General features: G+C 74.8%; 22 protein-coding genes. 10 read left to right on the forward strand and 12 right to left on the reverse strand.

Annotated elements, in window-relative coordinates; genetic code table 11:
* Positions 1-9: 9 nt before the first annotated feature.
* The 3 genes from cutA (at position 10) to RM555_RS19370 (ending at position 5,320) form a co-directional block, all read left to right on the forward strand.
* Complete coding sequence (cutA, locus tag RM555_RS19360; protein ID WP_311413068.1) at positions 10-330, forward strand: divalent-cation tolerance protein CutA; 321 nt, start codon at positions 10-12, stop codon at positions 328-330.
* 47 nt (positions 331-377) lie between these two features.
* The gene (locus RM555_RS19365; protein ID WP_311413069.1) at positions 378-4,118 is read left to right on the forward strand and encodes an SCO7613 C-terminal domain-containing membrane protein; all 3,741 of its coding nucleotides are present in this window, start codon (positions 378-380) and stop codon (positions 4,116-4,118) included.
* A 152-nt stretch (positions 4,119-4,270) separates the two neighbouring features.
* Positions 4,271-5,320, forward strand: coding sequence for a fatty acid desaturase family protein (locus RM555_RS19370; RefSeq protein WP_311413070.1), 1,050 nt, complete (start codon positions 4,271-4,273; stop codon positions 5,318-5,320).
* A gap of 58 nt (positions 5,321-5,378) precedes the next feature.
* Here the strand turns inward: RM555_RS19370 and RM555_RS19375 are convergent, their stop codons facing one another.
* Complete coding sequence (locus tag RM555_RS19375; protein ID WP_311413071.1) at positions 5,379-6,152, reverse strand: hypothetical protein; 774 nt, start codon at positions 6,150-6,152, stop codon at positions 5,379-5,381.
* A gap of 199 nt (positions 6,153-6,351) precedes the next feature.
* On the opposite strand from RM555_RS19375, the gene RM555_RS19380 reads away from it, so the two are divergent.
* On the forward strand, positions 6,352-6,645 hold the full coding sequence (locus tag RM555_RS19380) for a 4a-hydroxytetrahydrobiopterin dehydratase (protein ID WP_121399652.1): 294 nt from the start codon (positions 6,352-6,354) through the stop codon (positions 6,643-6,645).
* Positions 6,642-7,793 (forward strand): FHA domain-containing protein, encoded by a 1,152-nt coding sequence (locus RM555_RS19385; protein ID WP_311413072.1) that lies wholly within the window; start codon positions 6,642-6,644, stop codon positions 7,791-7,793. Before RM555_RS19380 ends, RM555_RS19385 begins: the two co-directional genes overlap by 4 nt.
* A gap of 65 nt (positions 7,794-7,858) precedes the next feature.
* On the opposite strand, the gene rocD is transcribed toward RM555_RS19385, so the two are convergent.
* From rocD to RM555_RS19410, 5 genes are all read right to left on the reverse strand, one after another.
* A complete protein-coding gene (gene rocD / locus RM555_RS19390; RefSeq protein WP_311413073.1) occupies positions 7,859-9,073 on the reverse strand; it encodes an ornithine--oxo-acid transaminase in 1,215 nt (404 codons plus the stop codon).
* A complete protein-coding gene (gene ddaH / locus RM555_RS19395; protein WP_207913845.1) occupies positions 9,070-9,885 on the reverse strand; it encodes a dimethylargininase in 816 nt (271 codons plus the stop codon). Before ddaH ends, rocD begins: the two co-directional genes overlap by 4 nt.
* 341 nt (positions 9,886-10,226) lie before the next feature.
* A complete protein-coding gene (locus RM555_RS19400; RefSeq protein WP_311413074.1) occupies positions 10,227-11,066 on the reverse strand; it encodes a UbiA family prenyltransferase in 840 nt (279 codons plus the stop codon).
* A 190-nt stretch (positions 11,067-11,256) separates the two neighbouring features.
* Positions 11,257-11,820 carry a hypothetical protein gene (locus RM555_RS19405; RefSeq protein WP_311413075.1) on the reverse strand — a complete coding sequence of 188 codons (564 nt, stop codon included), beginning with the start codon at positions 11,818-11,820 and terminating at the stop codon, positions 11,257-11,259.
* A 319-nt stretch (positions 11,821-12,139) separates the two neighbouring features.
* Positions 12,140-14,059, reverse strand: a complete 1,920-nt coding sequence (locus RM555_RS19410; protein ID WP_311413076.1) for a lectin — start codon at positions 14,057-14,059, stop codon at positions 12,140-12,142.
* 267 nt (positions 14,060-14,326) lie between these two features.
* Between RM555_RS19410 and RM555_RS19415 the strand changes: the two genes are divergently transcribed.
* Entirely contained in the window at positions 14,327-15,136 is an 810-nt protein-coding gene (locus RM555_RS19415) for an Fpg/Nei family DNA glycosylase (protein WP_311413077.1), read from the forward strand.
* 213 nt (positions 15,137-15,349) lie between these two features.
* Here the strand turns inward: RM555_RS19415 and RM555_RS19420 are convergent, their stop codons facing one another.
* The 6 genes from RM555_RS19420 to RM555_RS19445 all read right to left on the reverse strand — a co-directional run bounded on the left by RM555_RS19420 (position 15,350) and on the right by RM555_RS19445 (position 21,464).
* Positions 15,350-16,228 (reverse strand): aminoglycoside phosphotransferase family protein, encoded by an 879-nt coding sequence (locus tag RM555_RS19420; RefSeq protein ID WP_311413078.1) that lies wholly within the window; start codon positions 16,226-16,228, stop codon positions 15,350-15,352.
* A 128-nt stretch (positions 16,229-16,356) separates the two neighbouring features.
* A complete protein-coding gene (locus tag RM555_RS19425) occupies positions 16,357-17,775 on the reverse strand; it encodes a WGR domain-containing protein (protein WP_311413079.1) in 1,419 nt (472 codons plus the stop codon).
* A gap of 153 nt (positions 17,776-17,928) precedes the next feature.
* Positions 17,929-19,308, reverse strand: coding sequence for an FAD-dependent oxidoreductase (locus RM555_RS19430; protein ID WP_311413080.1), 1,380 nt, complete (start codon positions 19,306-19,308; stop codon positions 17,929-17,931).
* A 13-nt stretch (positions 19,309-19,321) separates the two neighbouring features.
* Complete coding sequence (locus RM555_RS19435; RefSeq protein ID WP_311413081.1) at positions 19,322-20,470, reverse strand: carboxylate-amine ligase; 1,149 nt, start codon at positions 20,468-20,470, stop codon at positions 19,322-19,324.
* Positions 20,471-20,607: 137 nt separating this feature from the next.
* Entirely contained in the window at positions 20,608-20,955 is a 348-nt protein-coding gene (locus RM555_RS19440; RefSeq protein WP_311413092.1) for a hypothetical protein, read from the reverse strand.
* Positions 20,956-20,993: 38 nt separating this feature from the next.
* Positions 20,994-21,464, reverse strand: a complete 471-nt coding sequence (locus tag RM555_RS19445; RefSeq protein ID WP_311413082.1) for a hypothetical protein — start codon at positions 21,462-21,464, stop codon at positions 20,994-20,996.
* A 317-nt stretch (positions 21,465-21,781) separates the two neighbouring features.
* Between RM555_RS19445 and RM555_RS19450 the strand changes: the two genes are divergently transcribed.
* The 4 genes from RM555_RS19450 to RM555_RS19465 all read left to right on the forward strand — a co-directional run bounded on the left by RM555_RS19450 (position 21,782) and on the right by RM555_RS19465 (position 26,128).
* Entirely contained in the window at positions 21,782-22,075 is a 294-nt protein-coding gene (locus RM555_RS19450) for a DUF6412 domain-containing protein (protein WP_311413083.1), read from the forward strand.
* A gap of 93 nt (positions 22,076-22,168) precedes the next feature.
* Positions 22,169-22,918, forward strand: a complete 750-nt coding sequence (locus RM555_RS19455; protein WP_311413084.1) for a YidC/Oxa1 family membrane protein insertase — start codon at positions 22,169-22,171, stop codon at positions 22,916-22,918.
* Positions 22,919-22,988: 70 nt separating this feature from the next.
* The gene (locus RM555_RS19460; protein WP_311413085.1) at positions 22,989-24,413 is read left to right on the forward strand and encodes a carbohydrate-binding protein; all 1,425 of its coding nucleotides are present in this window, start codon (positions 22,989-22,991) and stop codon (positions 24,411-24,413) included.
* Positions 24,414-24,724: 311 nt separating this feature from the next.
* Positions 24,725-26,128, forward strand: a complete 1,404-nt coding sequence (locus RM555_RS19465; protein ID WP_311413093.1) for a chitinase — start codon at positions 24,725-24,727, stop codon at positions 26,126-26,128.
* Positions 26,129-26,135: the final 7 nt, after the last annotated feature.

Here is a 26,135-nt window from a genome sequence, read left to right on the forward strand (position 1 = left end):
GGTGCGCTGGTGGACCAGATCTGCGTGGTGACGACGGTGGTGGACGCCCGCTCGGTCGCGGACGTGATGGCGGCGGCGGCCGTCGCCGGTCGGCTCGCGGCCTGCGCCCAGGTGGGCGGCCAGGTGGACAGCACCTACTGGTGGCGTTCCGGGGTGGACACGAGCACCGAGTGGTCGGTGCAGTTCAAGACCGCGCCGGACCGGGCCGCCGCGCTGGTGGAGCAGATCCGGGCCAGCCACCCGTACGAGGTGCCGGAGATCCTGGTCACCCGGGTGGAGAGCGGCGACCCCGCCTACGCCGCCTGGGTGCACGAGCACACCCGGCCCTGAGTACCCGCACTCTGGTCAGGTGATCTCCCGGCCACCATGATGGCCGGGTGCAGAACACCGGTTATCCCTGCCCCGCCTGCGGCGCGCCGGCCGACCTCGGCTCCGGCTGCTCCGGTTGCGGCCGACCGCCGTACCCGGCCGCCGCCGAGGTGGTCCGGCTCGACCGGGAGATCGTCGCGCTCGGCGGCGAGGTCGAGCGGGCCCGCGCGGCGTACCAGGGGCTCACCGGCCGGCTGAACGCGGCCCGGCAACGTCGGGCGGCGCTGGCCGCCGCGGTCCGGGCGGAGTTCCCGGTGTCGCGCCCGGCGGCGCCCGCGACTGCGGGGCCGGTGCGCCCCGCGTTCGTCGCGGCCCCGGTGCCGGCCCGCCCGGCGCCGGGCGTGACCCCGCCGCCGGCCGCGACCCCGGTGCCGGCGTGGCCGGGCCGGGGTCCGGTCCCCGCGCCGGTGGGTGCGGGCGTCGGCGGGGCGGAGACCTCCACCCGTACGGTGCAGGGCCTGCTCTTCGTCCTCGGTGGGCTGCTGCTGGGCACCGCCGCGGTGGTCTTCACGGCGGTCGCCTGGGCGTCGGTGGGGGTCGCCGGCCGGGCCCTGATCCTGTTCGCGTTCACCGCCCTCGCCCTGGCCGCGCCGCTGGTGGCAGTGCGGCGCGGGCTGCGCGGCACCGCGGAGACCTTCGCCGCCGTCGGGCTGCTGCTGGTGCTCCTCGACGGCTACGCCGCCTGGTCGGTGGACCTGGTCGGGGTGGCGGACTGGCCCGCCCCCCGGTACGCCGCGCTGGTCGGGGGGGCCGGCGCGGCGGTCGCCGCCGGGTACGCCCGGCTCAGCGGACTGACCGTGCCGTGGTTCGCGGCCCTGGTGACCGCGCAGCCGGTGCTGCCCCTGCTCGTCGTCGACGCCCGGCCGGACGCCGCCGGCTGGGCCATGACCTTCCTGGGGGTGGCGCTGCTCGACCTAGCGGTGCTGGTCGCGCTGCGCCGCCGAAACGCCCCGGCGGCCGGTGCCGGTGCCGGTGTCGGCAAGCCGCCGGCGGCCGGGGCCGTCGGGACGCCGGCGGCCGGTGCCCCGACCGTTGGCGGCCTGGTCGCCGGTGCCGTGGCCCCGGCCGGTGCCGTGGCCCCGGCCGGTGCGGCGCCCGCGCCGTCCGGTGAGCGTCCGGCGGTCCTCGCCGGGCGCGTCCTCGCCTGGGTGGGGCACGCGGGCGCGCTGTTCGTGGCCGCCTGCTGCGCGCTCGTACCGCTGGCCCTCGGCCGGGCCGCCGGCGTTCCGCTGCTGGCCGGTGCGCCGCTGCTGCTGGTGGCGCTGACCCTGCTCGGCACCGCGCTGCTCACCGGCGGGGCGGTGTTCCGCGCCGTGGCCGCCGCGCTGCTGGTGCCGGTGCTGGCCGGCGCGGTGATCCGCCCGATCGCCGAGCTGGACCTGTCGCTGCTGCTCGCGGCGCTGGTCGTGGTGGCGGTGGCCGGCGCGGTACGGCTGCTGCCCGCCGGGTGGCGGACCGGTCCCCGGGCCGGTGCGCTGCTGGTGGCCGGCGGGATGGCGCAGTTCGTCGTGCTGCTGGCCGTCGCGCTCGCCGGCGCCACCGCCGGCCGGTCGCTGCCGCCATGGCAGGGGGCCGCGGCCGGGCCCGACGCCGACGGGGGGTGGCAGCTTCCGGTGGCGATCGCGCTGACCGTGGCCGCCTTCGGGCTGTTGCTGCCGAGGGCCGCCCGGCCGGCGCTGGCCGCGATCGGTGCGGCGGTCGTCGTGCTGGCGGTGCCGGCCGGCTGGCCGTCGCCCTGGCCCGCGGTGGTGGCGCTGGACCTGGTGGCGGCGGTGGGCCTGCTGGCCGTCGCCGTGGGGCGTCCGGGCGTCCGCTCCTGGACGGTCCTGGCCGCAGGGGTGGCCGGGACCCTCCTGCTCGGGCACGGACTGGTCGTCGGGTTCGCCGCGACGGCGGGTGCGGGTGCGGCGCTCGCGGTGGTGCTGGTCGCCGGGACCGCCGTGGCGGCGGCCGGCCGGCGCGGCACGGCCGTGCAGCGCCGGGTGGCGGGGGCGGCGTCGGCCGTCGTGCCGGTCGCGGTGCCGGCCGGCGCGGTCGTCGCCCTCCTCGCCGTTGGCGCGCCGGCCTGGTGGCAGGCGCGGGCGGCGCTCGCCGCCGTCGCGCTGCTGCCCGTCGCGCTGCTCGCGGTCCGCCGGCACTGGCCCGACCTGCGGGCGTACGCCTCCGGCGGGGTCGCCGTGGCGGTCACGGCGGTCGGGTTGGCGCCGCTGGTCGTACCGGCCGACGAACCGGTGACGCTCTACGCCGCCGTGGCGGTCCTGCTGGCGACGCTGGGCGGTGCGGTGCGCTCCGACGTCGTCCTGCGGGTGGCCGGCGTCGGGCTGCTCGTGGTCTCGGCCGCCGCGGCCCTGCCGGTGGCGTTGACGGCGCTCGTCGCCCCGTACGGCGAGGTGTCGCCCTGGTCCGGGGCGCCCACGGTCCGGGCCGACCCTGGGGCGCTCCCGGTGGGCCTGGCGTTGGCCGTGCTGGCGGTGGCCGGGGTGCTGGCCGGCCGGCGGGACCGGGCTGCCGTGCGGACCGGCCCCACCGGCGCGGACGCCGTTCCGTCGGCGGGCGCGGTCGCGTCGGCGGGCGCCGTTCCGTCGGCGGCCGCCGGTTGGTGGCGGGCCGCGCTGGTCGCGGTGCCGTTCGCCGCGGCCGCGCTGCCCGTGCTGCTGGTGGCCGCTGGGGTGCCGTGGCCGGTGCTGCCGGTCGGCACGCTGCTCGGCGGGGTGGCCCTGGTGCTGCTCGCCGCCCTGGCCGCACCGCGTCCGCTGCTCGCCCCGGTCGGGTTGCCGGTGGGTCTGGTGCTGGCGGCGTCCGGCCTGCTCGGGCTGCTGGCCACCCGGACGGGCACGATCGTCGGCCTCGGCGTGCTCGTCGTCGCGGCGGCGGTGGTCGGGGTGGCGGCCCGCCGGGACGACGCCCGGCTGGGCGGCGCCCTGGTCGCGGTGGCCGCCGCGACCAGCCTCGCGGTCGTCGCGCCGCTGGCCGGCGGGCTGCCGGTACGGGCGGCCACGTTCAGCGTGCTCGCCGTCGCGGCACTCACCCTGGCCGCCGCGGCGGTGCTCGGTCAGGTCGCGGCCGGTCCGACCCGCCGGGGACGGGTCACGGCGGCGGCGTTGGACGCGGCGGCCCAGGCGGTGGCGCTGGTCGCGCTGCTGCTCGCGGTGGGTTCGCTCCGCCACGCCGCGGCGGTCTGCGTGCTGTGGGGCGCCGCCGTCGCGCTGCGGGTGCTGCCCCGGGGCGAGTCGGCGGGCCGGCGGTGGGCCTTCGCGGGCATCGCCGGCGGCAGTGAGCTGCTCGGCGGCTGGCTGCTGCTGGCCGCCGGGGACGTGGCGGTGCTGGAGGCGTACACGGTGCCGGCGGCGGCGCTGGCTCTCGTGGCGGGCGCGGTGGCGCTGCGTACCCGGCCCGGGTTGAACAGCTGGCTGGCGCTCGGCCCGGGGCTCGCGGCCGGGCTGCTGCCGAGCCTGGTGTCGGTGCTGGTGGCTGCGGACCCCCAGCCGTGGCGGCGACTGCTGCTGGGCGTCGCCGCGCTCGCCGCGGTGCTCGCCGGGGCGACCCGCCGCTGGCAGGCGCCGGTGCTGCTGGGCGGGGTGACCCTGGCACTGCTCGCGCTGCACGAGCTGGTCCGTGGCTGGGACCTGCTGCCCCGGTGGATCTTCCTGGCCATCGGCGGGTTCGCGCTGATCGGGCTCGCCACGACCTACGAGCGGCGCCGCCGGGACCTGGCCCGGCTCCGGGCCGCCGTCGGCCGGATGGGCTGACCGGGCCCGGTCGCGGGCGTCGGGGGTAGGGCTCGCCCTACCCCCGACCCGGGGGTGGGCAGGGTTACTCAGCGCAACCGTTCGTCGGAGACTGGGAGCGGGACGCGCCGGCCGGCGCGCCCCGGGATCGAGGAACGGGAACGGGAGCCGCGATGGTGCTCGGAGCGGTGGCGGACCCGCCGGTACGGCGGGGCAGTGACTACGCGCAGTTGTCCCGGCGGATCAGCGGGGCGGGCCTGCTGGAGCGACGCCCGGGCCGGTACGTGACCCGGATCGTGCTCACGCTGGGCGTCTTCGCGGCGGGCTGGGCGGCCGTCGGCCTGGTCGGCGACTCGTGGGCGCAGCTCCTGGTCGCCGTCTTCCTCGCCGTCGCCACCACGCAGGTCGCGTTCCTCGGCCACGACGCCGGCCACCGGCAGATGTTCCGGCGGCGCGGGCCGAGCGAGGCCATCGGCCTGCTCACCGGCAACCTGGCGGTCGGGCTCAGCTACGGCTGGTGGGTCGACAAGCACAACCGGCACCACGCCAACCCCAACCACGAGGACGAGGACCCCGACGTCGGGGCCGGCGCGCTGGTCTGGACGTACGAGCAGGCCGCCGCGACGCGCGGGTTCGGCCGCCGGCTGGCCCGCCGGCAGGCGTGGCTGTTCTTCCCGATGTTGCTGCTGGAGGGGCTCGCCCTGCACGTGGCGAGCGTGCAGGCGATCGTGGGGCGGGACTCCGACGGCGGGTTCCGCACCCCGATGCGGCACCGCCGCGTCGAGGCGCTGCTGCTGGTCCTGCACGCCGTGGGCTACCTCGGTGCGCTGCTGCTGGTGATGTCGCCGGTGAAGGCATTGCTCTTCGTCGCCGTCCACCAGGGGCTGTGGGGCTTCTACATGGGCTGCTCGTTCGCCCCCAACCACAAGGGCATGCCGATGCCCACCGCCGACGACGACCTGGACTTCCTGCGTAAGCAGGTGCTCACCTCCCGCAACGTGCGGGGCGGCCGGCTCGTCGACGTCGCCCTGGGCGGGCTCAATTACCAGATCGAGCACCACCTGTTCCCGAACATGCCCCGGGCCAACCTGCGCCGGGCCCGGCCGATCGTCCGCGCCTTCTGCGCCGAGCAGGGCATCCCGTACGCCGAGACGGGGCTGGTCGAGTCGTACCGTCAGGCGCTCGCGCACCTGCACGAGGTGGGCCGGCCGCTGCGCGGCTGAGACGCGCGAACGGGGGCGGCGCCGACCGGCGCCGCCCCCGTTCCGTGTGCGGTAGGGCTCAGGAGCCCATGGACTCGATCAGCTCCTGCGGGGCCTCCTGCGTGTCGCCCGCGGCGGGCTTCTTGACCGTGACGGGGGCGCCGAAGTCCGAGTAGTTGGTGATCATGGTGCCCAGCGACTCGTGCAGCACCTGGGTGTCGATGGCGAACTCGACGAGCCGGCCCTGGTCGTCCACCCTGGCGGTGAACGGGACGGCCTTGGCCTTGTCACCGAGGGCCTGGATGGCCTTGTCGTCGGGCTTGGTGCGGGTGTAGTCGAGGGTGCCGGAGTAGCTGCCCGGGGCGGTCCTCTCGACGTCCACCACGCTGTCGACCATCTGCTTCGCGCCGCCCGGGTCGCCGTCGGGCATCAGGTTGAGCTGGCCGCTCTTGCCGAGCTTGGTGGCGTCCATGTGCATCCACTTCTTCGGCATCCCCTGCATGCCGGTGACCTTCAGGTAGACGTCGTTGCCGAGCATCAGGATCCGGAAGGTGCCCTCCGCGCCCATCTTCAGCGTCATGTCGCCGGTCTTGGTGGCCGGGTCCATCACGCCGCCGCCGTTGATGACCGGCGACGTGAGCCGCATCTTGACGGTCTGCTGGTTCAGCTTCTGCGCGGCGGCGGCCAGCTCGGCGCGGGCGTCGGAGGGGGCGCTGCTGGCCGGTGCCGCGCCGGTGGTGCCACCGTCGCCGGCCGGAGCGGCCGTGTCCGTCCCCGTACCGCACCCGGTGAGACCGAGGGCGAGCGCGGCGACGAGCGCGACCCCCGTGGTCGCCAGCCGTCGAGTGTTCATCGTGGAAATCTCCTCACGCAGGGTGGGCCGGGGGCGACGCCGGTCGCGGGCCCGGCCGGGCCGCCGGTCAGCCTAACCCCGCCGGTCCACAGCCGCTCATCTATGCCGTGGCGGCCCCCGGGCCGCCGTGCCGCCGGGGTGGGCCACACCTCCCGCCGCTGGTCGGCGTCGTCGCGACCGGTCCCGGTAGGGTCTCCCCATGGCAGACGTGCTCACCGCCGAGGCGGTGCGAGACGAGCTGGGTGGGCTGGCGGGCTGGTCGGGAGACCCCGCCGGGATCACCCGCACCGTGGAGCTGGCCAGCTTCCCGGAGGCCATCGCGGTGGTCGACCGGGTCGCCGTGACGGCGGAGGAACTGGACCACCACCCCGACATCGACATCCGCTGGCGGGCCCTGACCTTCCGGTGCGTCACGCACTCGGCGGGCGGGGTCACGCGGCGTGACCTGGAACTGGCTCGGCGGATCGACGAGATCGTGGGGAGCGTCGGATGAGATTCGAGATCAGCAAGGTGCTGGACGCCATCGAGGGCCGGGTCAGCACCGACCCGTCGCTGGCCCGGGCCGTCGTCGACCTGGCCGAGGTGATCCGCTACCAGGACCTCGACGGCGGTCGGCCGGCGAGCCTGCTCCGCCTCGGCATGGTGATCGACGCCCTCGCCCGGGAGATGGAGGAGGACAGCGTCCCGGTCTACGCGGTGGTCCACCGGGCCCTGCTCTCCGACGCCGACCTCACCTCCAACGAGCGCATGGTGGTCCGCCGGTGGGCCGACGACGGGCTGGTCGAGGTGCTCGACAACCCGGGCGACCGGATGCTGGAGGTGGCGGACCTGCTCGGGCTGCCCGTGCTCACCCGGGTGCGGGCCGACGGCCTGCGCGGGCGCTACCCGTGGCTGGTCGAGCAGGCCGGCCGGGTGCTCGCCCCGGTGCCCGGCGCCGGCGGGCCGGCCTTCATCGCCCACGTCGGCGGCGGGCACACGCCCGTCGCCGGTGACCGGTCACCGGCCGGCGTGAAGCTGCTCGCCCGGCGCTGGCGCTGCGCGGAGCCCGGCTGCGCGCTCTTCGGCGGTGGTGGGGGCGGCGGGGCCTTCGCCGACCTGTCCCGGGTGGTGGAGCGCAGCCCGGCCGGCCAGCCGCCGCCCACGCTGCGCGGCGGCGTGCCGACCTGCCCCCGGCACGGCACCCGGCTCGGCGACGCCGGCCCGCGACCGCGGAGCGCCGTCCTGGCCGTGCGGGTGGGCGGGCTGATCCGCCGACGCTTCGTGCTCACCGAGGACGAGCCGGCGGTGGTCGGCCGCGCCCCCGACCAGGCCGGCGGGATCACGCTCGGGCAGTGGCTCAACGACGAGGCGCGCCGCTGGATCAGCCGCAGCCACGTCCGGTTCGAGCTGCGGGTCGGCGAGGTGATCGTGACCGACGTGAGCACCAACGGCTCGGGCATCCGCCCGGGCGGGTCGATGGCGGAGCCCGACCGGGTCCCGCTGGCGCCGCAGCAGTCCCGGGTGCTGGCCGAGGGCGACATGGTGGAGCTCTACCCCGGGGTGCAGATCGGCCGGCCCGACGAGCTTCCCACCGGCGCCCCCTACACGCCCACGTCGGTCATGGCCGAGGCACCCACGATGGCGATGCGCCTGCCCCGCTGAGCCGCCGGGAGACGACGGCGGGCGCCGGGACCGTGGTCCCGACGCCCGCCCGTGTCGTACGGGGCTCAGCCGGCCAGCACCGCGGCGAGCTGGGCGACCGCGTGGTCGATCTCCTCCTCGGTGATCACCAGCGGCGGGGCGAGCCGGATGGTGGCGCCGTGGGTGTCCTTGGCGAGCACCCCGCGCTCGGCGAGCCGCTCGCACGCCTCCCGGCCGCTCATCAGCGCCGGGTCGATGTCGAGGCCGGCCCACAGGCCCCGGCCCCGTACCGCGACGAGGCCCCTGCCGACCAGCGACCGGAGGCCGGCGTGCAGCCGGGCGCCCAGCTCGGTCGAGCGGCGCTGGAACTCGCCGGTGGCCAGCAGCCGGACGACCTCGGTCGCGACGGCGCAGGCCAGCGGGTTGCCGCCGAACGTGGAGCCGTGCTGGCCCGGCCTGAGCACGCCGAGCACGTCGGCGTTCGCGGCCACCGCGGAGACCGGAACGATGCCGCCGCCCAGCGCCTTGCCCAGTAGGTACATGTCGGGCGTGACGCCCTCGTGGTCGCAGGCGAAGGTGTCCCCGGTCCGGCCGAGCCCGGACTGGATCTCGTCGGCGATGAAGAGCACGTTCTGCTCGGTGCAGACCCGGCGTACGCCCGGCAGGTAGCCCTCCGGCGGCACGACGACGCCCTGCTCGCCCTGGATCGGCTCGATCAGCACCGCGACGGTGTTCTCGTCGATGGCGGCGGTCAGCGCCGCCAGGTCGCCGTAGGGGACGACCGTGAACCCCGGGGTGTACGGCCCGAAGTCGGCCCGCGCGTCCTCGTCGGTGGAGAAGCTGACGATGGTGGTCGTCCGGCCGTGGAAGTTCCCCTCGGCCACCACGATGTTGGCCTGCCCCGGCGTGACGCCCTTGACCTGGTAGCCCCACTTGCGGGCGACCTTGATGCCGGTCTCCACGGCTTCGGCGCCGGTGTTCATCGGCAGCACGAGGTCCTTGCGGCACAGCTCGGCCAGCTCGCGGCAGAAGTCGGCGAACTGGTCGTGGACGAACGCCCGGCTGGTGAGCGTCAGCCGGTCGAGCTGCGCGTGCGCGGCGGCGATCAGCGTCGGGTGGCGGTGGCCGAAGTTCAGCGCCGAGTAGCCGGCCAGGCAGTCGAGGTAGCGGCGGCCGTCCACGTCGGTCAGCCAGGAGCCCTCGGCGGAGGAGATGACCACCGGCAGCGGGTGGTAGTTGTGCGCGGTCCACCGCTCCGCGTCGCGGATCGCCTCCGGCGTCCGCAGCATGTCGTCGATCACTGGCTCGCCTTTCCCTGACGGAGTCGCAACGTGCAGCACTTCGGTCCGCCACCGGCCTTGCGCAGCTCGGAGAGGTCGACACCGATCGTCTCGTAGCCCCGGTCGCGCAGCTTCGCGGCCAGGCCGGTGGCCTGCTCCGGCAGCACCACGTGCCGGCCGTCGCTGACCGCGTTCAGCCCGAAGACCTCGGCGTCGGCGAGGGTGGCGTGCACCGCGTCGGGGAAGAGCCGGCGCAGCACCGCCCGGCTGCCCGGCGAGAACGCCTCCGGCAGGTACGCCACCGTCCGCTCGTCGAGCACGGTGAGCGCGGTGTCCAGGTGGTAGAAGCGCGGGTCGACCAGCTGCATGGTCACCACCGGGTAGCCGAAGACCTCCTGGAGTTGCGCGTGCGAGGCGTGCGCGGTGCGGAAGCCGGTGCCGGCCAGCAGGAAGTCGCCGGCCAGCAGGATGTCGCCCTCGCCCTCGTTGACGTGCTTCGGGTCGTGCATCTCGAAGCCGGCGGCCTCGAACCAGGCGCGGTAGGCGGGGGCCTCGTCGGCGCGCTGCGGGTCGCGGAACTGCACGGCCATCGCCTTGCCGTCGATCACCGTGCCGCCGTTGGCGGCAAACACCATGTCGGGCAGGCCGGGCACCGGAGCGATCTCCTCGACGGTGTGGCCCAGGTCCCGGTAGATCTGGCGCAGCTGCTCCCACTGCCGGACGGCGAGGTCGGCGTCGACCGGCGCGGTCGGGTCCATCCACGGGTTGATGGCGTAGTCGACGGCGAAGTACGTCGGCCGGCACATCAGGAAGCGCTGGCTGGTGGCGTCCATCGTCATTGTCCTGCTCCCAGGGGTCGGGCGCGCCCGGCCACCTTCGGCCCACGGGCTGGCGCCGTTGCTCAACGTTATGCGGCGCCGATGGTGGAATCCACCGCTGGAAGTTGCGCAGGCCGACGGAACGTTGCGTCTGGGAAGTGCTGGACGATGGTTCGTTGCGTATCGGGCCCTGTCGGTGTGCCCGGCCGGAAGGTGGGCCCGGAAAACACTTCGGGGGCGGCGAACCGCCGCCCCCGAAAAAGGGTTGCCCGGCTGGTGAACCACCAGGCTGGTCGGGCGTCGCCGGTGAACCACCGGCGCTGCCGGCGCATCGCCGGCGAGCCGAACAGTGCCCGCTAGAAGCGGTCGACAAACTGTGAGTCGAGCCACTCGCGGAACCGCTGCACCCAGTCCCCGTCGGTGGTCGGCCAGTCGAACTGGCCGGTCATCGCCAGCACGCCGAGCACCACCGCGCCGAGGCCCAGCGCGACGCCGAGCAGCGCGTCGGTCTTGCCGGCGATGTGCCGGCGGCGGGTGGCCATCAGGCCCAGCACCGCGAGGACCGCGCCGAGGGCGCCGAGCCCGATGCCGTACCCGGCGAGGGTGCCGGTGAGCACGAAGAGCGCCCCGGCGACGCCGACGATCAGACCCAGCGTGGCGAGGATGCTGGCCCGGGGCTTCGGGCCGGCCACCACCGGCCGCTCCGGCTCGCGGTCGGGGACGCCGTCGCCGTCGCGGTCGACGGGCCGCTCCACGGTGTCCCCGTCGAGCGCGCGGTCCCGGTCCGTCCGGGCGCCCAGCGCCGCGTTCCGGTCCAGATCGGTCGTCCGACCGTCGAGGGTCCGTTCGAGGGCCGGGTCGGGCTCGGTGCTCCGGGGTACGCGTCGGTGGTCGTCGTCGGTGGGCCGGGCCGTGGCTGCCCGGGCGACTGCCGCCCGCTCGGCCGCCCGCCGCTCGGCGGCGGCGTCCCGCCCGGCGCCGTCGGGCGCGGCGCTGCTGCGGTAGGTCGTCTGCTCGCCGTCCCGGTCGGTCACCACCGGACGGCTGGGCCCGCTGCCGCCGTCCACGCCGGCCCGCGGCGCGCCGTCCCGGCCGGCGCCGGCGGAAGCGTCACGGTCGTCGACGCGGCCGTCGAGGTTCTCGTCCCGTGTCGGCGCCTCTTCCGACCTGCGGGACAGCGAGGGAATCTTCACCACACACACCTCCTCGTGAATGCGTGGTGGCCGATGCAACGACTGCCGCCCACGCGGTACGCCTCTGCAATACCCAGGCGGTCGTTCCGCGACACCGGGCGCGCGCGGCGGCGGGCCGGGTCGGTCCGGAGGACGTTCCGGCCTACGCGTGCAGCCAGCGTGCCGGTCTACGCGTGCAGCCGGGCGCGGCGTCCTACCGCTGCCACGTGTCGAGGGCGCGGACGGCGGTGCGGGCGAAGTCGTCCATGAGGTCCGGGCTGCCGCTGGTGCCCTCCCAGCCCTGGTCGTGGAGTACCGTCGTGACGTCGTCGACACGGATCACGGCGATCTGGCTGACCGCGTCGCCGCCGGTGCGGTTGCCCTGCAGGTCCGTCTGCGGCCAGGTCTGGGTCACGAGCAGGGCCTCGTCGCCGACGCCGGGCAGCGGGCGGGTCCGGACCTCGACGGTGGCCCCCGACCGGCGGAAGGACCGGCACGAGTCGAGCGAGCCGCGCAGCCGCCGCAGGTAGTCCGAGGCGCCCTCGCCCTCGAAGGTGAAGATGGTCTGCGTGACCGTGCCGTACGGCACGTTCTCGGGCGGGTCCTCGATCTGCTTGTAGACGTTCATCATCGAGGCGCTCGCGGTCACCGCCCGACCGCCGGTGCCGAACTCCTCGCCGCACAGCTTGGGTAGGGCGTTCGCGACGGGCGTCGTCGTCCGGGGCGACTTCCGATGCTCCGGCGGCAGTTCGAGGAAGGCCGAGGTGGGAATGGTCACCGGAGCCTTCCCGCTGGGCGAGGGCGGCGGAGCCGTCGCGGTGGGCGTCGACACGGTCGCCGAAGGGGTGGGTGCCGTGGTCTGACCCTGATCGTCGGCCGGGGCGGTGCAGCCACCGCCGAGGCCGATGGCACCGAGCAACGACACACCGAGGGCGGTGGATCGCCGCAGTCTGGTGGCGGGGCGCCGGGGGGTGCGGTGATCCATCGTGGTGCCTCCCTGTGTCTGCCTGTCCCGACCTCTTCCCGGCAGCGGGTCGACCGAAACGAGGGGGTGCCGCCCGGCAGCCGGGCGGCACCCCACGCCGGGTCGAGCCGTGTCAGGCGGGCACCGTCCACTTCTGGTTCGCGCCGCCGGTGCACGTCCAGACCTGGGTCGGTGTCGCGTTGGCCGAGCTGTTGTCCACCACGTCCAGGCACTTGTTCGCGCTGGCGCTGACCAGGTCGCGGGCCGCCGTCGCGGTCCACCGCTGGTTCGCCGCGCCGGTGCAGGTCCACAGTTGGGTACGGGCACCGTCGGCGGTGGAGTTGTCCCGCACGTCCAGGCACTTGCCCAGGGCCCGTACGGTGCCGTCGCCGCCGAGCGTCCACTGCTGCGCGGTGCTGCCGTTGCAGTCGTACAACTGGACGGCGGTGCCGTCGGCGTTGTTCGCGCCGGCGACGTCGAGGCACTTGCCGGCCAGGCCGACGATCGGGCCGGTCCGCCCGCCGCCGCCGGACTGGCTGCCCGACCAGGTGAAGGTGGCCGTCGTCCGGGCCGGCAGCGAGTACGTGAAGGACTGCCCGCCCCACACCACCCTGACCGACTGGGCGCCGGTGCCGCCGTTGTGCGCGATGAGCGCCTTGGACCCGTCCGGGTTCGCGTACGCCACGTTCTGCACCGTGCCGTTGGCGGTCGAGTCGATCCGGTACGCGCCGGGCTTGACGAACTTCGTCAGGTGCCCGGTGGTGTAGTACTCGACGGTGTAGTCGACCTGGCCGGCCCGGGGGCCGCCCTCCTGCACGGTGACCAGGCCGGTGCAGACGTCGCAGCCGCCGTTGTGCGGGCCCATGTTCTGGTTGAGCGCGATGCTCCACTTGACCAGGCTGCTGCTGTAGTTGCGGGCGTAGGTGACGATGTCGGCCAGGTCCTCGTTGTGCTGGTTGCCGATCCAGGTGCCGCCCGAGTGCTCGGTGCTGAACTGGCGCACCGACGGGTACTGGTTGCGCACCTGGGTGCCCACGGACGGCTCACCGAAGTAGCCGTGCCAGGCGATCCCGCCGAACAGCGGATCGTTGCGGATGCCCGGGTCGGCCAGCAGCACCGCCCCGAAGTTGGGGTGGTCGCCGTAGTTCCAGTCGTGCACGAGGACCTTGGTGCTGAGGCCGGCGGCGCGCAGCGCGGGGTAGAGGTGGTTCTTGGTGAACTCGACCAGCCCCGACCCGTTCCAGCTCATGCCCGGGTAGTTCATCTCGGTCGGCGCGGCGGGCTTGCAGCAGTTCGGCTCGTTCTGCACCGACAGGTAGTTCACCGGGATCCCGGCGGCCTGGTAGGTCTGCACGTACCTCACCAGGTACTGGGCGTACATCGGGTAGTACTCCCACTTGAGCCAGCCCATCTGGTCCATCCGGCCGTTGTCCTTCATCCAGCCGGGGGCGCTCCACGGCACCCCCTTCACCCGCAGCGCCGGGTTGAGCGACCGGGCCTGGGCGGTGAGCAGCCGCACGTTGGTGTCGTAGCCGTTGGCGTAGAAGTCGTTGAGGTCGCAGCAGGTGTCGTCGAGGGAGACGTTGCCGGGGCGCGAGAGGTCCGAGGCGCCGATGGGGTTGCGTACGAAGGAGAGCCCGATGCCGTCGGTCGGGGAGAAGAGCTTGCGCATGACAGCGTCGCGGGTGGCCGCGCTGATCGGCCCGCCCCGGAACAGGTACGCCGTGGTGTCCGTGATGGACGCGCCACCGCCCTCGAACTGCTGGTAGCGGGTGTTCTCGTTGACGGTGACGGTGTGCGTCGCGCCGCCGCTGGAGGAGGCGAAGGCGATGGGGGCCTGCTGCTGGAGGCCCCGGCTCACCTGGCGGCCACCCGGGTCCGTGGTGGTGGTCAGCCAGACGTTCACCGGCTCGTTGGCGGCGGACGCCGGCGCCGGCAGCGTGACCGTGGCGGCGGCCACGGCGGTGACGAGCGCGAGCAGGCCAGCGGACGCGACTCGGCGCCAGGGCCGGCGGCGGGGACCCGGGGGCGCGGGTACGGGGGTGATGGGCATCGGCGTGTCATCCTCTCGCGCGGCGGATGTGACGACGGGCGTCCGGCACGAACCAGCCGAGAACGGGCGCGACTTTGTCACGGATTGCCCCGACCTGTCCCGACACCCGTGGAGACAGTCAATATTCCTTCGTAATAGAAGTCAATGAATTCCTCGGCGCTCCCGTCCGACCCGCCGGCCTGGCCGGGCGGGGGCGCGAGCACCCGCAGCCCGGCCCGCAGCACGCCTCGGTCGGCGGCCCGCGAGCCGCACGTATCCTTGGCACCCGTGCCAGAGGGACACACCATCCACCGCCTGGCGGCGCGGCACGCCGAGCTGTTCGGCGGGGACAAGCTGCACGCCGCCAGCCCGCAGGGCCGCTTCGCCGAGGGCGCGGCCCGCCTCTCCGGCACCGTCCTGGAGAGCACCGAGGCGTACGGCAAGCACCTGCTGCACCACCACGCCGAGGAGCTGACCCTGCACGTGCACCTCGGGCTCTACGGCAAGTTCGCCGACGGCGCCGGGGAGCCGCCGGATCCCGTCGGCCAGGTGCGGCTGCGGCTGACCAGCGACCGGCACTGGCTCGACCTGCGGGGCCCCACCGCCTGCGAGCTGCTCACCCCGCCCGAGGTGGCGGCGTTGCGGGCCCGGCTCGGCCCCGACCCGCTGCGTGCCGACGCCGACCCCGAGCGGGCGTACGCCCGGATCTCCCGCAGCCCGACGCCGCTGGCCGCGCTGCTGCTCGACCAGTCGGTGGTGGCCGGCACCGGGCTGATCTTCGTCACCGAGGCGCTGTTCCGGGCCGGGCTGCCGCCGACGCTGCCCGGCCGGCGGCTGACCCGCGCCGGCTGGGACGCGCTCTGGGCCGACCTGGTGGCGCTCATGCGGCTCGCCGTCGGCCGCGGCCGCATCGACACCGTCCGCGACGCCCACCTGCCCGAGGCGATGGGCCGCCCCGCCCGCGTCGACCGGCACGGCGGCGAGGTGTACGTCTACCGCCGCCCCGGCGACCCCTGCCACGTCTGCGCCACACCGGTCAGCCGGGGCGAACTGGCCGGCCGCAACCTCTACTGGTGCCCCACCTGCCAACCGTCCTGACCGCTCCGCCCGCTGTTGCACGCTTCGCGGCGCCCCTGTCGAGCTGCCCCGTCTGTGCGGGCGGCTCTGGCGGGTGGCGGCTGGTGGTGGTGGTGCTCCTGTCGAGCTGCCCCGTCCGTGCGGGCAGCTCGACAGGCGCGTATGGCCGTGGCCGCGCCATGGCCGGGGTCCGACCGAGGACGGCAGGGACCGGCATTCCCGGGCTCGTTAGGTTCAGGCCCCGTCGAGCAGCCAGCGGACCACCTCGACCTGGTGGGGGAAGACCTGCCCCTCGCCGATGCTCCAGGCCAGCGTCTGCCCGATCGTCCAGCCCCACACCCGCTCCCGGTCCAGCCCCAGCTCCGCGCTGAGTCGGTCGAGCCGGTGCCGGACGGCGTCCGGCGAGTGCCCCAGCTCCGCGCCCCGTACCAGCGGCACCACCCCGAACTCGCGCTCGCCGGTCAGCGGCTTCGGGTCGATGACCAGCCACGGCTCCCGGGTCGCCCGCAGCACGTTGCCGGCGTGCAGGTCCTGGTTGACGAGCACCTGCTCGCCCTGGCTGTCGGCCAGGTCGGCCAGCAGTCCGAGCGCCGTGTCGATCAGCCGCCGCTCGTAGGGCCGGCCGGCCCGCTCCCAGTTGGCCGGCAACCGTTCCGCCCAGCCGGCTGCCTCCTCGGCGAGCGGGGTGAACGGCGCGCCGGCCGGGCGCCAGACCCGGGGCAGCAACTCCACCGCCGCGTCCAGCGCCGCGTCGGCGGGCAACTCGTGCAGCGGCGTGCCGGGTACGCACCGCTCGACCAGCAACGCCCGCCGCTCCGGGTCGTGCGCGAGCAGCCGGATCGCCCCCACGCCGGCCAGGTGGTCGAGCGCCGTCGCCTCGTGGACGCTGTCGGGGTCCGGGTACTGGAGCTTCAGCACCGCCGGCGTGCCGTCGGGCAGCTCGGCCGGCAGGGCCAGCGACACGAAGGCGTACGGGTAGGGGCGTCCCACCCGCAGTTGCCAGCGTTCGACGCACGCGGCCAGCCGCTCCGGCAGCGCCGCCAGCCACTCCCGCCCGGCCGGCGTGCCCCGCACCCAGCCCAGCCCGTCGGGGACTTCCAGCTCCACAGCCATCCGGGCATCCTCGGCCATTCCGACCGGCCCCGTACAACCGATTTCGATCCGCCCCCCGCCGCCCGGTGCGCCGGGAACGCCGCTGACCGGTCCGGGGGCGGTCCCGCACCGCCCCCGGACCGGAGCTGTCAGCGCAGCCGGCGGATGTCGCCGTGGGCGCGGTAGAAGCCGCCCCGGCCGGACTCGCGGACCTGGGTGACCAGGTAGCGCGCGCCCGGCTCGCGGATGCCCTTCGGGAACTGCACGGACCAGTCCCGGTGGTAGCCGGGGGAGACCACGTGCACCCGCAGCCGGCCCCGGTCCTCGACGCACTGCACGACCACGCCGCCGTCGACGTCGCTGGTCACCTCGACCGTCGTCCAGGCCGCCGGCTCCGGCATCCGGGGCGGAGCCTTGACGTCGACCACCTCCGGCACGCTGCCGGCCTCCGCCGCCCGGATCGCCGGCTCGCTGGCGTCGATGCAGGCCAGGTGGCCACTGGTGGTGACGACGTAGAGCCGCTCCTCGTGGTACTGCATCGAGTAGGCCGAGCCGCAGCCGGTGCCGAGCTTCCACAGCCGGTTGCCGGCCGCGTCGAAGCAGTAGATCGAGGACTGACTGTCGCCGGCGAAGACGAACCGGCCGCCCTCGGCCGTGGCGCAGGAGAAGACCGGGGCGTCGCAGCGGTAGGTGCGCTCGGCACGGCCGTCCTTCGCCAGCCGCACCACCTCCCGGGTGCCGGTGCCCGCGAAGACCGCGTCGATCTCCTGCCAACCGAAGAGCACCGATCCGGTACGGGTGTGCCACCGCTCCTGGCCCGTCCGCCAGTCGTAGCTGGTCACCCCCTGGGAGTGGCCGTGGTAGAGCGCGTCGGCGTCGCAGCGCACCATCCACGCCGACCGGCCGCGACCCTGCCGGCGCCAGAGGAACTCGTCCTCGTGGTCGACGGCGACGATGCCGCCGCCCGCGTCGGAGACGCCCAGCACCCCGTCGTGGATGTCCAGCCAGTAGATGTCGATCTCCGGCGCGATCTCGTAGGCCACCCGGGGCACCTTGCCGGACAGGTCGTAGACGTTGCCGTCGTCGCAGCCCGCGTAGATCCAGGCGTCGTCGGCGACGATGCACTTCACCCCGTCGGGGAGGCGGACCTGGTCGAGCACCCGGGCGTCGTGGCCGAGCGTGGTGATGACCCCGCGCTCGTTGCCGACCATGCAGCTCTGCCCGTCGACGAAGATGCCGAAGGCGGGGGCGCCGGAGTCGTAACGCCACAGCACCGGGGCGGTGCGGGCGGTGGAGCGGGTGCTGACGATCTGCCGCCGGGAGACGGCGCGCTTCTGCCGCACGCCGCGCACGGCCGGGGCGTACCCCTTGCGGACCTTCTCGCCGATCTTCTTCGCCGCCGCCGCGCGGGCCTTGGTGTTGTCGGCGTAGGCCGTGGTCTTGACCTGGCCCTGGTCGCCGATCCGGCCGTAGCGGACGGTCAGCGCGGCGTCGTCGACGACGACCTCGTAGAACTTGTGCGCACCGTCCGCTTCGGACAGTTCGAGGTAGGTCGTCTCCTGCGACATGGGGGGTGCCTCCGAGGGGGTCAGCGACCGGCCCGACGTGACCGGTGGGGCGCGAGCGGGCACACGCTAACCGCCACCCCCGACATGCACGTGAGGAAGGGCCCCTTCCTATCGCGTACGCGATAGGAAGGGGCCCTTCCCCACACCTGACGCTCAGCGGCCGACGGCGGCCAGGGCGTCGACTGCCTTGCGGGCGGCGATCAGCACCGGGTCCCAGACCGGGGCGTACGGCGGGGCGTAGCCCAGGTCGAGCGCGGTCATGTCGTCCACCGTCATGCCGTTCCACAGCGCCACCGCGAGGGTGTCGATCCGCTTGGCCGCCTCGGACCAGCCCACGATCTGCGCCCCGAGCAGCCGCCCGCTGGGCTTCTCCGCGATCAGCTTCACCGTCATCGGCCGGGCGCCCGGGTAGTAGCCGGCGCGGTTGGTCGACTCGGCGATCACCGAGACGAACTCGAACCCCGCCGCCGCGGCGTCCTTCTCGCGCAACCCGGTGCGCCCGACCTCCAGGTCGCAGACCTTGGTGACGGCGGTGCCGATCACCCCGGCGAAGGTGGCGTAGCCGCCGCCGATGTTGATGCCGGCGACCCGGCCCTGCTTGTTGGCGTGGGTGCCCAGCGGCACGTGCACGGGCAGCCCGGTGACCCGGTGCACGGTCTCCACGCAGTCGCCGGCGGCCCACACGTCCGGCACTCCCTGCACCCGCATCCTGCGGTCCACCCGGATGCCGCCGGTGGTGCCCAGCGGCAGCCCGGCCGCCTCCGCGAGCGCGGTGTTGGGGCGTACGCCCAGACCGAGGACGACCACGTCGGCGGGGATGGGCCCCTCGGCGGTGACCACGGCGGACACCCGGCCGTCGGTCTCCTCCAGGCCGGTCACCCCGAGGCCGGTGCGGATGGTGACGCCGATGCCCCGCATCGCGTCCGTGACCAGCTCGGCCATGTCCGGGTCCACGGTGGCCATGGGCTGCTCGGCCTGCTCGACCAGGGTGACGGCGAGCCCGCGCTGGATCAGCGCCTCGGCCATCTCCACGCCGATGTAGCCGCCGCCGATCACCACCGCCCGGCGCGGCCGGGGCTCGGCGTCCAGCCAGTCGCGCAGCGCGGCGCCGTCGTCGAGGGTCTGCATCCCGAAGACCCCGCCGGCGGCGGTGTCCGCCCAGCCGGGCTTCTTGGGCACCGCCCCGGTGGCGTACATCAGGGTGTCGAAGCGCTCCCGGACCTCGCCGCCGCCGTCGAGGTCCCGCGCGGTGACCTCGCGCCGGTCGAGGTCGATGGCGGTCACCTCGTGCCGCAGCCGGACGTCGATGTCGAACTTCTCCCGGAACGTCTCCGGGTCGCGGGCGATCAACTGGTCCCGCTCGGGCACCAGCCCGCTGATCCAGTACGGGATGCCGCACGCCGAGTACGACGTGAAGTGCCCCCGCTCGAAGGCGACGATCTCCAGGTCGCCGCGGTCCCGCCGGCGTCGCGCCTGGGACGCCGCCGCCATTCCCGCGGCGTCCCCACCGATGACGATCAGCCGTTGCGCCACGGTCACCATCCTGTCACGACCGGCTCGCGCCACGGGTCTGCCGCGCGACGTCCTCCACCACGTCCACGAGCCTGTCGGTACGCGCGAAGACGGCGCGCTGCCGGGCCGCCCCGGTGCCGTGCCGGCGCAGCCCCGCGACGAGCCCGGTCACCTCGTCGAGGTCGCCGTGCCGTTCCAGCGCCGGGCGCAGCCGCTCGATCAGCTGGTCGAACAGCTCCCAGGCCGGCCGCAGCTCGCCGTCGGTCAGGTCGACGCCGTCCCCCTCCAACCCGTCGTGGGCCGCCCGCCAGTGCGCGGCGACCAGCAGGTGGTGGTCGGTACGCAGGGCCGGCCGCCCGGCGGCGATGTCGTCCATCGCGGTCGCCACCATGGCCCGGACCAGCGCGGCGACGAGCACCGCGTCGTCCACCGACGGGCAGACGTCGCCGATGCGGATCTCCACCGTCGGGTACTTGGCCGACAGGCGGGCGTACCAGTAGAGCATCCCCTCGTCGAGCATCACGCCGCTGGCGATCAACTGCCGGATCAGCCGTTCGTAGTGCTCGTGGGACTCCAGGTACGGGGTGGGCGCCACCGACGGCCAGCGCTCCCACTCCACCGAGCGCCAGCTCGCGTACCCGGTGTCCTCGCCCCTGGCGAAGGGGGAGTTGGTGGTGGCCGCGTGCAGCACCGGCAGCCAGGGCCGGACGTGGTTGAGCACCTGCACGCCGGTCTCCGGGTCGGGCACCCCGACGTGCACGTGCATGCCGTTGTTGCCGGGGCCGGGGACCAGCAGGCGGAACCGCTCGATCATCCGGTCGAAGCGGGGCTTGTCGACCACCGGGGGCACCGGACCGTCGACCGGCCCGGTGCCGATGGCGAGCAGCCGTACGCCGGCCCGCTCGGCCGCGTCGGCGAGCGCGGCCCGCAGCACGCCGAGGGAGTGCCGGATCGAGGAGAGTTCCAGGCCGGGCGGGCTGCCGATCTCGATCTGGCTGGTCTGGAACTCCCGCTCCACCTGACCGCGCAGCTCGGGCGGCACCTGCTCCATGACGAGGTCGACAGCGGGCACCGCGGCCCCGGTGTGCGGGTCGACGAGCAGGAACTCCTCCTCGACACCCACCGTGAGCAGGTCGGTCCCCTCGGCCGTCCCGCTCGGAGCCTCCGCCACCTGGCCGGTCATCGTCACCACCGTCCGTTCGCGCCCGGCAGCGGTCCGTCCGCGCCGGGTCGGTCAGTGGTTACCCACCGTGCGGAGGCGGAGAAACGCGCCCCGGCGTGTCGCCCGCCGCGCACCCGCAAGGGCGATCACACCGCAGGTCATCGTGGCCCGCGGTCCTCGCCGTCGCGCACCAGGGCGCGGACGCGGCGCAGCGTGGCGTCCGGGGCCAGGATGGCCTCCCGCCACCGGTCCAGGGTCCGGCGCAGGTCCCAGACCGTCGCCCGCAGCTGCCGTTCCTGCTCGCGGGCCGAGTCGAGCTGCGCCCGGGCGAGCAGCGCGGCCTCCTCCAGCTCGGCGACCCGGGTGCGCAGCGGCTGCACCAGCGTGAGGGCGGCGTCGGTGAGGGTGTCGGCGGCGTCCGCCTTGAACTTGCCCCGCTGCACGATGACGGTGGCGATGACGGCGAGACCGCCGGTCCCCCCGAGCACGCCGAGGATGGAGAGCAGGACCTGCACCCAGTGCGGGGCGGACGTCGCCGAGGTGTTCACGTCCCACCCCTGGCGGAGAAGGTGCCACCGACGGCCACCCCGGCGAACTGGGTGGCCTGGCCGGCCCGGGTCAGCCGGCGCAGGTCGAGCGCGATCTGGACGGCACGCCACCCGGAGCCGGCAGCCACCGCGACGACGAACGACATCGCCGCGACCCCCTGCGCGCCGGCGACCACCGCCAGGGCGACGGCGTACATGCCGGTGATCGTGCCCAGCACGAGCACCGACGCGAGTTCGATCCCGAGGCCGGTGGAGAGCCGGCCCGGCCAGAGCACGCCGAGCAGCCCGGCGACGCCGGCCACGATGAGGCCCGACTCCCACCCCGCCTGGATGGGCCCCGGCATGGCCATCTCCACCGACTGCGGCCGGACGTCGAGGACGATCAGGAGGACCCCGCACACCGGGGCGGTCGCCATGATGGCGATCTCGAAGGGCTGGTGCCTGGAGCGGATTCGGTTGTGGGGCACGGCGGCTCCTTACGATGGCCCGCCACCTCGTCGATGCGGCCCCATCGGCCGGGGCGGGCGCCCGGTGCCGACGGTGTGCCGGGAGGGCCCGCTCCCACCGCCCGGGCCGGCGCGGGCATCCCGACGACGCGGAAGCACACCGGCGACCGAGAAGGACGACACACCGGCGTCGGCTGTCGACGCACCCAAGTCGTACCACTTCCGCCGCGCCTCCGTCCACCCCGGACCTGTCGTATAAGCGCAGGTCAGAGCGGGTGCGGGGGCCTGTTGCGCGAACTGGGCCGGGTGGCGTGACAGCGGGTCCTAGGCTGGTCGGCGTGCCGGGGCTGCTGGGGATCGTGCTGGGGACGTGGGCGTACGCCCTCGCCCACCTGACCCTGCTCGCCGACCGCCCGGCCGGGTTGCTCGCCGGGGCCGCGCTCGCCGCGGTGGCGCTGCTCGCCGTCGCGCTCGCGGCGCACGCAGCCGGCGTCGTCGACACGCCCCGGGCCGGCCGCGCCGCCGCCCTGCGCGCCCGGGCGCGACGCCGCCGGGTGCCGCGGCAGGTCGACCCCGACGCCGCCGGGCGTCCCCGTCCCCGCGCGCCCGGGCCGTTCCCCTCGGCCGCGTAGCACCGCCGCGCGGCCGATTCCGCCGCCATCCGCCCGTCCGGCGACCCGCCTTCCCGCCGGACCGGCACCCGGAATCGGACCGAGGGGTCACCCATGCTCGCCTTCGCACCTCTGCACGACGCCGTCGGCGCCGCCGGCCGCGCGCTCACCTGGTTCACCACCCTGCTGGAACCGCTGGCCGGCGACGCGGCCACGGCCGCCGCCATCGTCGCCCTCACCGTCGTCGTCCGGTTGCTGATCTCGCCGCTCACCCTCATGCAGGTCCGCGGGGAGCGGCGCCGCGCGGCGCTCGCCCCCGAGGTCCGCGAGCTTCAGCGGCGGTACGCGGACGACCCCGCCCGGTTGCAGGGCGAACTGTTCGCGCTCTACCGGGCCAACGGCGCCAGCCCCGTGTCCGGCTGCCTGCCGCTGCTGCTCCAGGCCCCGTTCCTGCTGGTGATGTACCGGCTCTTCACCACCGCCGAGGGCGGCACCGGGCTGCTGGCCGAGCGCCTGGCCGGTGTGCCGCTGGGGCACCACCTCGGCGACGGGTCGGTCGGCGGCGCGTTGCCGCTGTTCGGCGCCCTGCTGGCGGCCCTGCTCGTGCTCGCCTGGTGGACGTCGCGGCGGATGCGGCGCGCGGCGGCGGCGACGGGGACGGTGGCCGGTACGCCGACCGAGGGGCCCGGCGCGGCGGTGCTCGGCCGGCTGCTGCCGCTGCTGCCGTACACGACGGTGCTGGTGGCGCTGGTGCTGCCGCTGGCCGCGGTGATCTACCTGGTCACCACCACCGCCTGGTCGGCGGGGGAGCAGGCGGTGCTGCGCCGCCCGCGGCCCGAGCCGGCCCGCATCGATGGGCGTTGACATCTGCGGAGTCGGCACGTACAACTCCTGAGAGAGCGCTCTCTCGCCCGTTCCGCAGAGAGGAACGTCAATGACACCTGCCCCGGCGGCGCCCGCCGCCCTGCCCCCGCGACGCAGACTGACCCTGGCGTTGACCCTCCTCACCGCCGCCGCGACCGCACTGGTCGGCACGACCGTGACGGCGAACGCCGCCGTCCCGGCGCCCGCTCCCGGCTGGAGCCTGGTGTGGAGCGACGACTTCACCGGTGCGGCCGGCACACTGCCGTCCGCCGGCAACTGGATCATCGACACCGGCACCAGCTATCCCGGCGGCCCGCCGAACTGGGGCACCGGGGAGATCCAGACGTACACCAACAGCACCGCCAACGTCAGTCACGACGGCGGCGGCAACCTGCGGATCACCCCGCTGCGCGACGCCTCGGGCCGCTGGACCTCGGCCCGGATCGAGACCGTGCGCAGCAACTTCAAGCCTCCGTCCGGCGGCGTGCTCGCCATCGAGGGTCGCATCCAGATGCCCAACGTCACCGGGGCCCAGGCGTCCGGCTACTGGCCGGCGTTCTGGGCGCTCGGCTCGCCGTACCGGGGCAACTACCAGAACTGGCCGGGCATCGGCGAGTTCGACGTGATGGAGAACGTCAACGGCCTCAACTCGGTCTGGGGCGTACTGCACTGCGGCGTGGCCCCCGGCGGGCCGTGCGACGAGTTCAACGGCATCGGCGCGTCCCGGGCCTGCCCCGGCAGCACCTGCCAGTCGGCCTTCCACACCTACCGGTTCGAGTGGGACGCCTCGGCCAGCCCGCAGCAGCTGCGCTGGTACGTCGACGGCCAGCTCTACCACTCGGTCAGCCAGTCCCGGGTCGGCGAGCCGTACTGGTCGCAGATGACCAACCACGCCGGCTACTTCCTGCTGCTCAACGTGGCGATGGGCGGGGCCTTCCCGAACGGGGTGGCCGGTGGCGCCACGCCCACCGCCGCCACCGTCCCCGGCCGTCCGATGCTTGTCGACTACGTGGCGGTGTACAGCCGGGGTGGCGGCACCACGCCTCCGCCCACGACCCCGCCGCCGACGACGCCGCCGCCCGGTGGGGTACGCGACGCGTACGCGACGATCCAGGCGGAGTCGTTCAACGCGCAGAACGGGGTGCTCGTCGAGGCGTGCGCCGAGGGTGGGCAGAACATCGGCGCGCTGCGCAGCGGCGACTGGGTGCGGTTCGACAACGTCGAGTTCGGGGCGACCCCGCCACGCGACTTCGTCGCCCGCGTCGCCTCCGGCGCGGCGAGCGGGGTCAGCGGGCTGGTGGAGGTGCGGCTGGACAGCCCGACCAGCCCGCCGATCGGCAGCTTCGCGATCGGGAACACCGGCGGCTGGCAGAGCTGGCGCTCGGTTCCCGGCAACGTCGCCGGCCCGACCGGCCGCCGGACGGTCTACCTGACCTTCAGCAGCGGGCAGCCCGCCGACTTCGTCAACGTCAACTGGTTCACCTTCCGCCGCTGAGCCCGCTCGGCCCGCTGGGACCGGCTGAGCCCGCTCGGCCCGCTGGGACCGGCTGAGCCCGCTCGGCCCGCTGGGACCGGCTGAGCCCGCTCGGCCCGCTGGGACCGGCTGAGCCCGCTCGGCCCGCTGGGCTTGCTGGAGTCCGCTGATCCTGCTGCGTTCCGAGCCGGCTCTGCCCGCTGAGCCCCGTGGAGCCCCCGGCCGTCGCCGGGGGCTCCCGTCGGCCCTGCTCTGGACAGAAACAGTTAACACTCCTAATAATGGGCGTCAATGTCGATGCCGATGGATGGCGTCCGGGTGTGGAGGGTGTCGTGAAAAGACCTAGATCTCTGGTGTTCTCGCTGGTCACAGCGGTAGTAGCGGCGCTTGGCGTGGTGTGGGTGGCGATGCCCGCGTTCGCCGCTGGGGTGACCGCCAGCTTCGTCAAGACGTCCGACTGGGGATCGGGCTGGGAGGGGAAGTACACGATCACGAACGGCGGCGGGTCCACGGTCGACGGCTGGACCGTCGCCTTCGACCTGCCGGCCGGCACCACTCTCGGCAGCTACTGGGACGCGCTGCTGACCTCGTCCGGCCAGCGGCACACCTTCACCAACCGGTCCTGGAACGGTCGCCTCGCCCCGGGCGCCTCGGTCTCGTTCGGCTTCCTCGGCGCCGGGCCGGGCTCGCCCACCAACTGCCAGCTCAACGGCACGGCGTGCGGCGGCGGCACCAGTCCCACCACCGCGCCGCCCACCACCGCACCCCCGACGACCGCGCCGCCGACCACCCCGCCCCCGACCACGCCGCCCCCGACGAGCCCGCCGCCGAACACCGGCCTGCCGAAGCACATCCTCACCGGGTACTGGCACAACTTCGACAACCCGGCCGTCGAGTTGCGGCTGCGTGACGTGCCGGCCGAGTACGACGTCGTCGCGGTCGCCTTCGCCGACGCCACCGCCACCCCCGGCGCGGTCGCCTTCGCCATCGACCCCGGCCTGTCCACCGCACTCGACGGCTACACCGACGCCGACTTCTCCGCCGACGTGCGGACCCTCCAGTCCCGGGGCAAGAAGGTGATCATCTCCGTCGGCGGCGAGACCGGCCGGGTGGCGGTCAACGACGCCGCCTCCGCCGCCGCGTTCAGCGACAGCGTCCACGCGCTGATCCAGCGGTACGGCTTCGACGGCGTCGACATCGACCTGGAGAACGGGCTCAACCCGACCTACATGGCCCAGGCGCTGCGCTCGCTGCGGGCCAAGGTGGGCGCCGGACTGATCATCGCGATGGCCCCGCAGACCATCGACATGCAGTCCCCGGCCAGCAGCTACTTCAAGCTGGCGCTCGACATCAAGGACATCCTCACCGTCGTGAACACCCAGTTCTACAACTCGGGGGCGATGCTGGGCTGCGACCGCAACGCCGCGTACGCCCAGGGGACGGTGAACTTCATCGTCGCGCTGACCTGCATCCAACTGGAGGCCGGGCTCCGCCCGGACCAGGTCGGCCTCGGCCTGCCGGCCGGTCCCGGCGCGGCTGGCGGCGGCATCGTCGCGCCCAGCGTGGTCAACGCGGCGCTGGACTGCCTGGCCCGGGGCACCAACTGCGGCAGCTTCCGCCCGCCGCGCACCTACCCGGGCATCCGCGGCGCGATGACCTGGTCGGTCAACTGGGACGTGAGCAACGGCAACACCTTCGCCCGCACGGTGGCCCCCCACCTGGACACCCTCCCCTGACCCTCCC

Origin of the sequence: Micromonospora reichwaldensis, assembly GCF_031845925.1 — a bacterium.
Taxonomy (GTDB): Bacteria; Actinomycetota; Actinomycetes; order Mycobacteriales; family Micromonosporaceae; genus Micromonospora; species Micromonospora reichwaldensis.

Bases quoted from the DNA above. Each gene is read 5' to 3' on its own strand.
- RM555_RS19370 (WP_311413070.1), top strand. From the start codon at position 4,271: ATGGTGCTCGGAGCGGTGGCGGACCCGCCGGTACGGCGGGGCAGTGAC.
- RM555_RS19375 (WP_311413071.1), bottom strand. From the start codon at position 6,152: ATGAACACTCGACGGCTGGCGACCACGGGGGTCGCGCTCGTCGCCGCG.
- RM555_RS19380 (WP_121399652.1), top strand. From the start codon at position 6,352: ATGGCAGACGTGCTCACCGCCGAGGCGGTGCGAGACGAGCTGGGTGGG.
- RM555_RS19385 (WP_311413072.1), top strand. From the start codon at position 6,642: ATGAGATTCGAGATCAGCAAGGTGCTGGACGCCATCGAGGGCCGGGTC.
- ddaH (WP_207913845.1), bottom strand. From the start codon at position 9,885: ATGGACGCCACCAGCCAGCGCTTCCTGATGTGCCGGCCGACGTACTTC.
- RM555_RS19410 (WP_311413076.1), bottom strand. From the start codon at position 14,059: ATGCCCATCACCCCCGTACCCGCGCCCCCGGGTCCCCGCCGCCGGCCC.
- RM555_RS19420 (WP_311413078.1), bottom strand. From the start codon at position 16,228: ATGGCTGTGGAGCTGGAAGTCCCCGACGGGCTGGGCTGGGTGCGGGGC.
- RM555_RS19425 (WP_311413079.1), bottom strand. From the start codon at position 17,775: ATGTCGCAGGAGACGACCTACCTCGAACTGTCCGAAGCGGACGGTGCG.
- RM555_RS19435 (WP_311413081.1), bottom strand. From the start codon at position 20,470: ATGACCGGCCAGGTGGCGGAGGCTCCGAGCGGGACGGCCGAGGGGACC.
- RM555_RS19455 (WP_311413084.1), top strand. From the start codon at position 22,169: ATGCTCGCCTTCGCACCTCTGCACGACGCCGTCGGCGCCGCCGGCCGC.
- RM555_RS19460 (WP_311413085.1), top strand. From the start codon at position 22,989: ATGACACCTGCCCCGGCGGCGCCCGCCGCCCTGCCCCCGCGACGCAGA.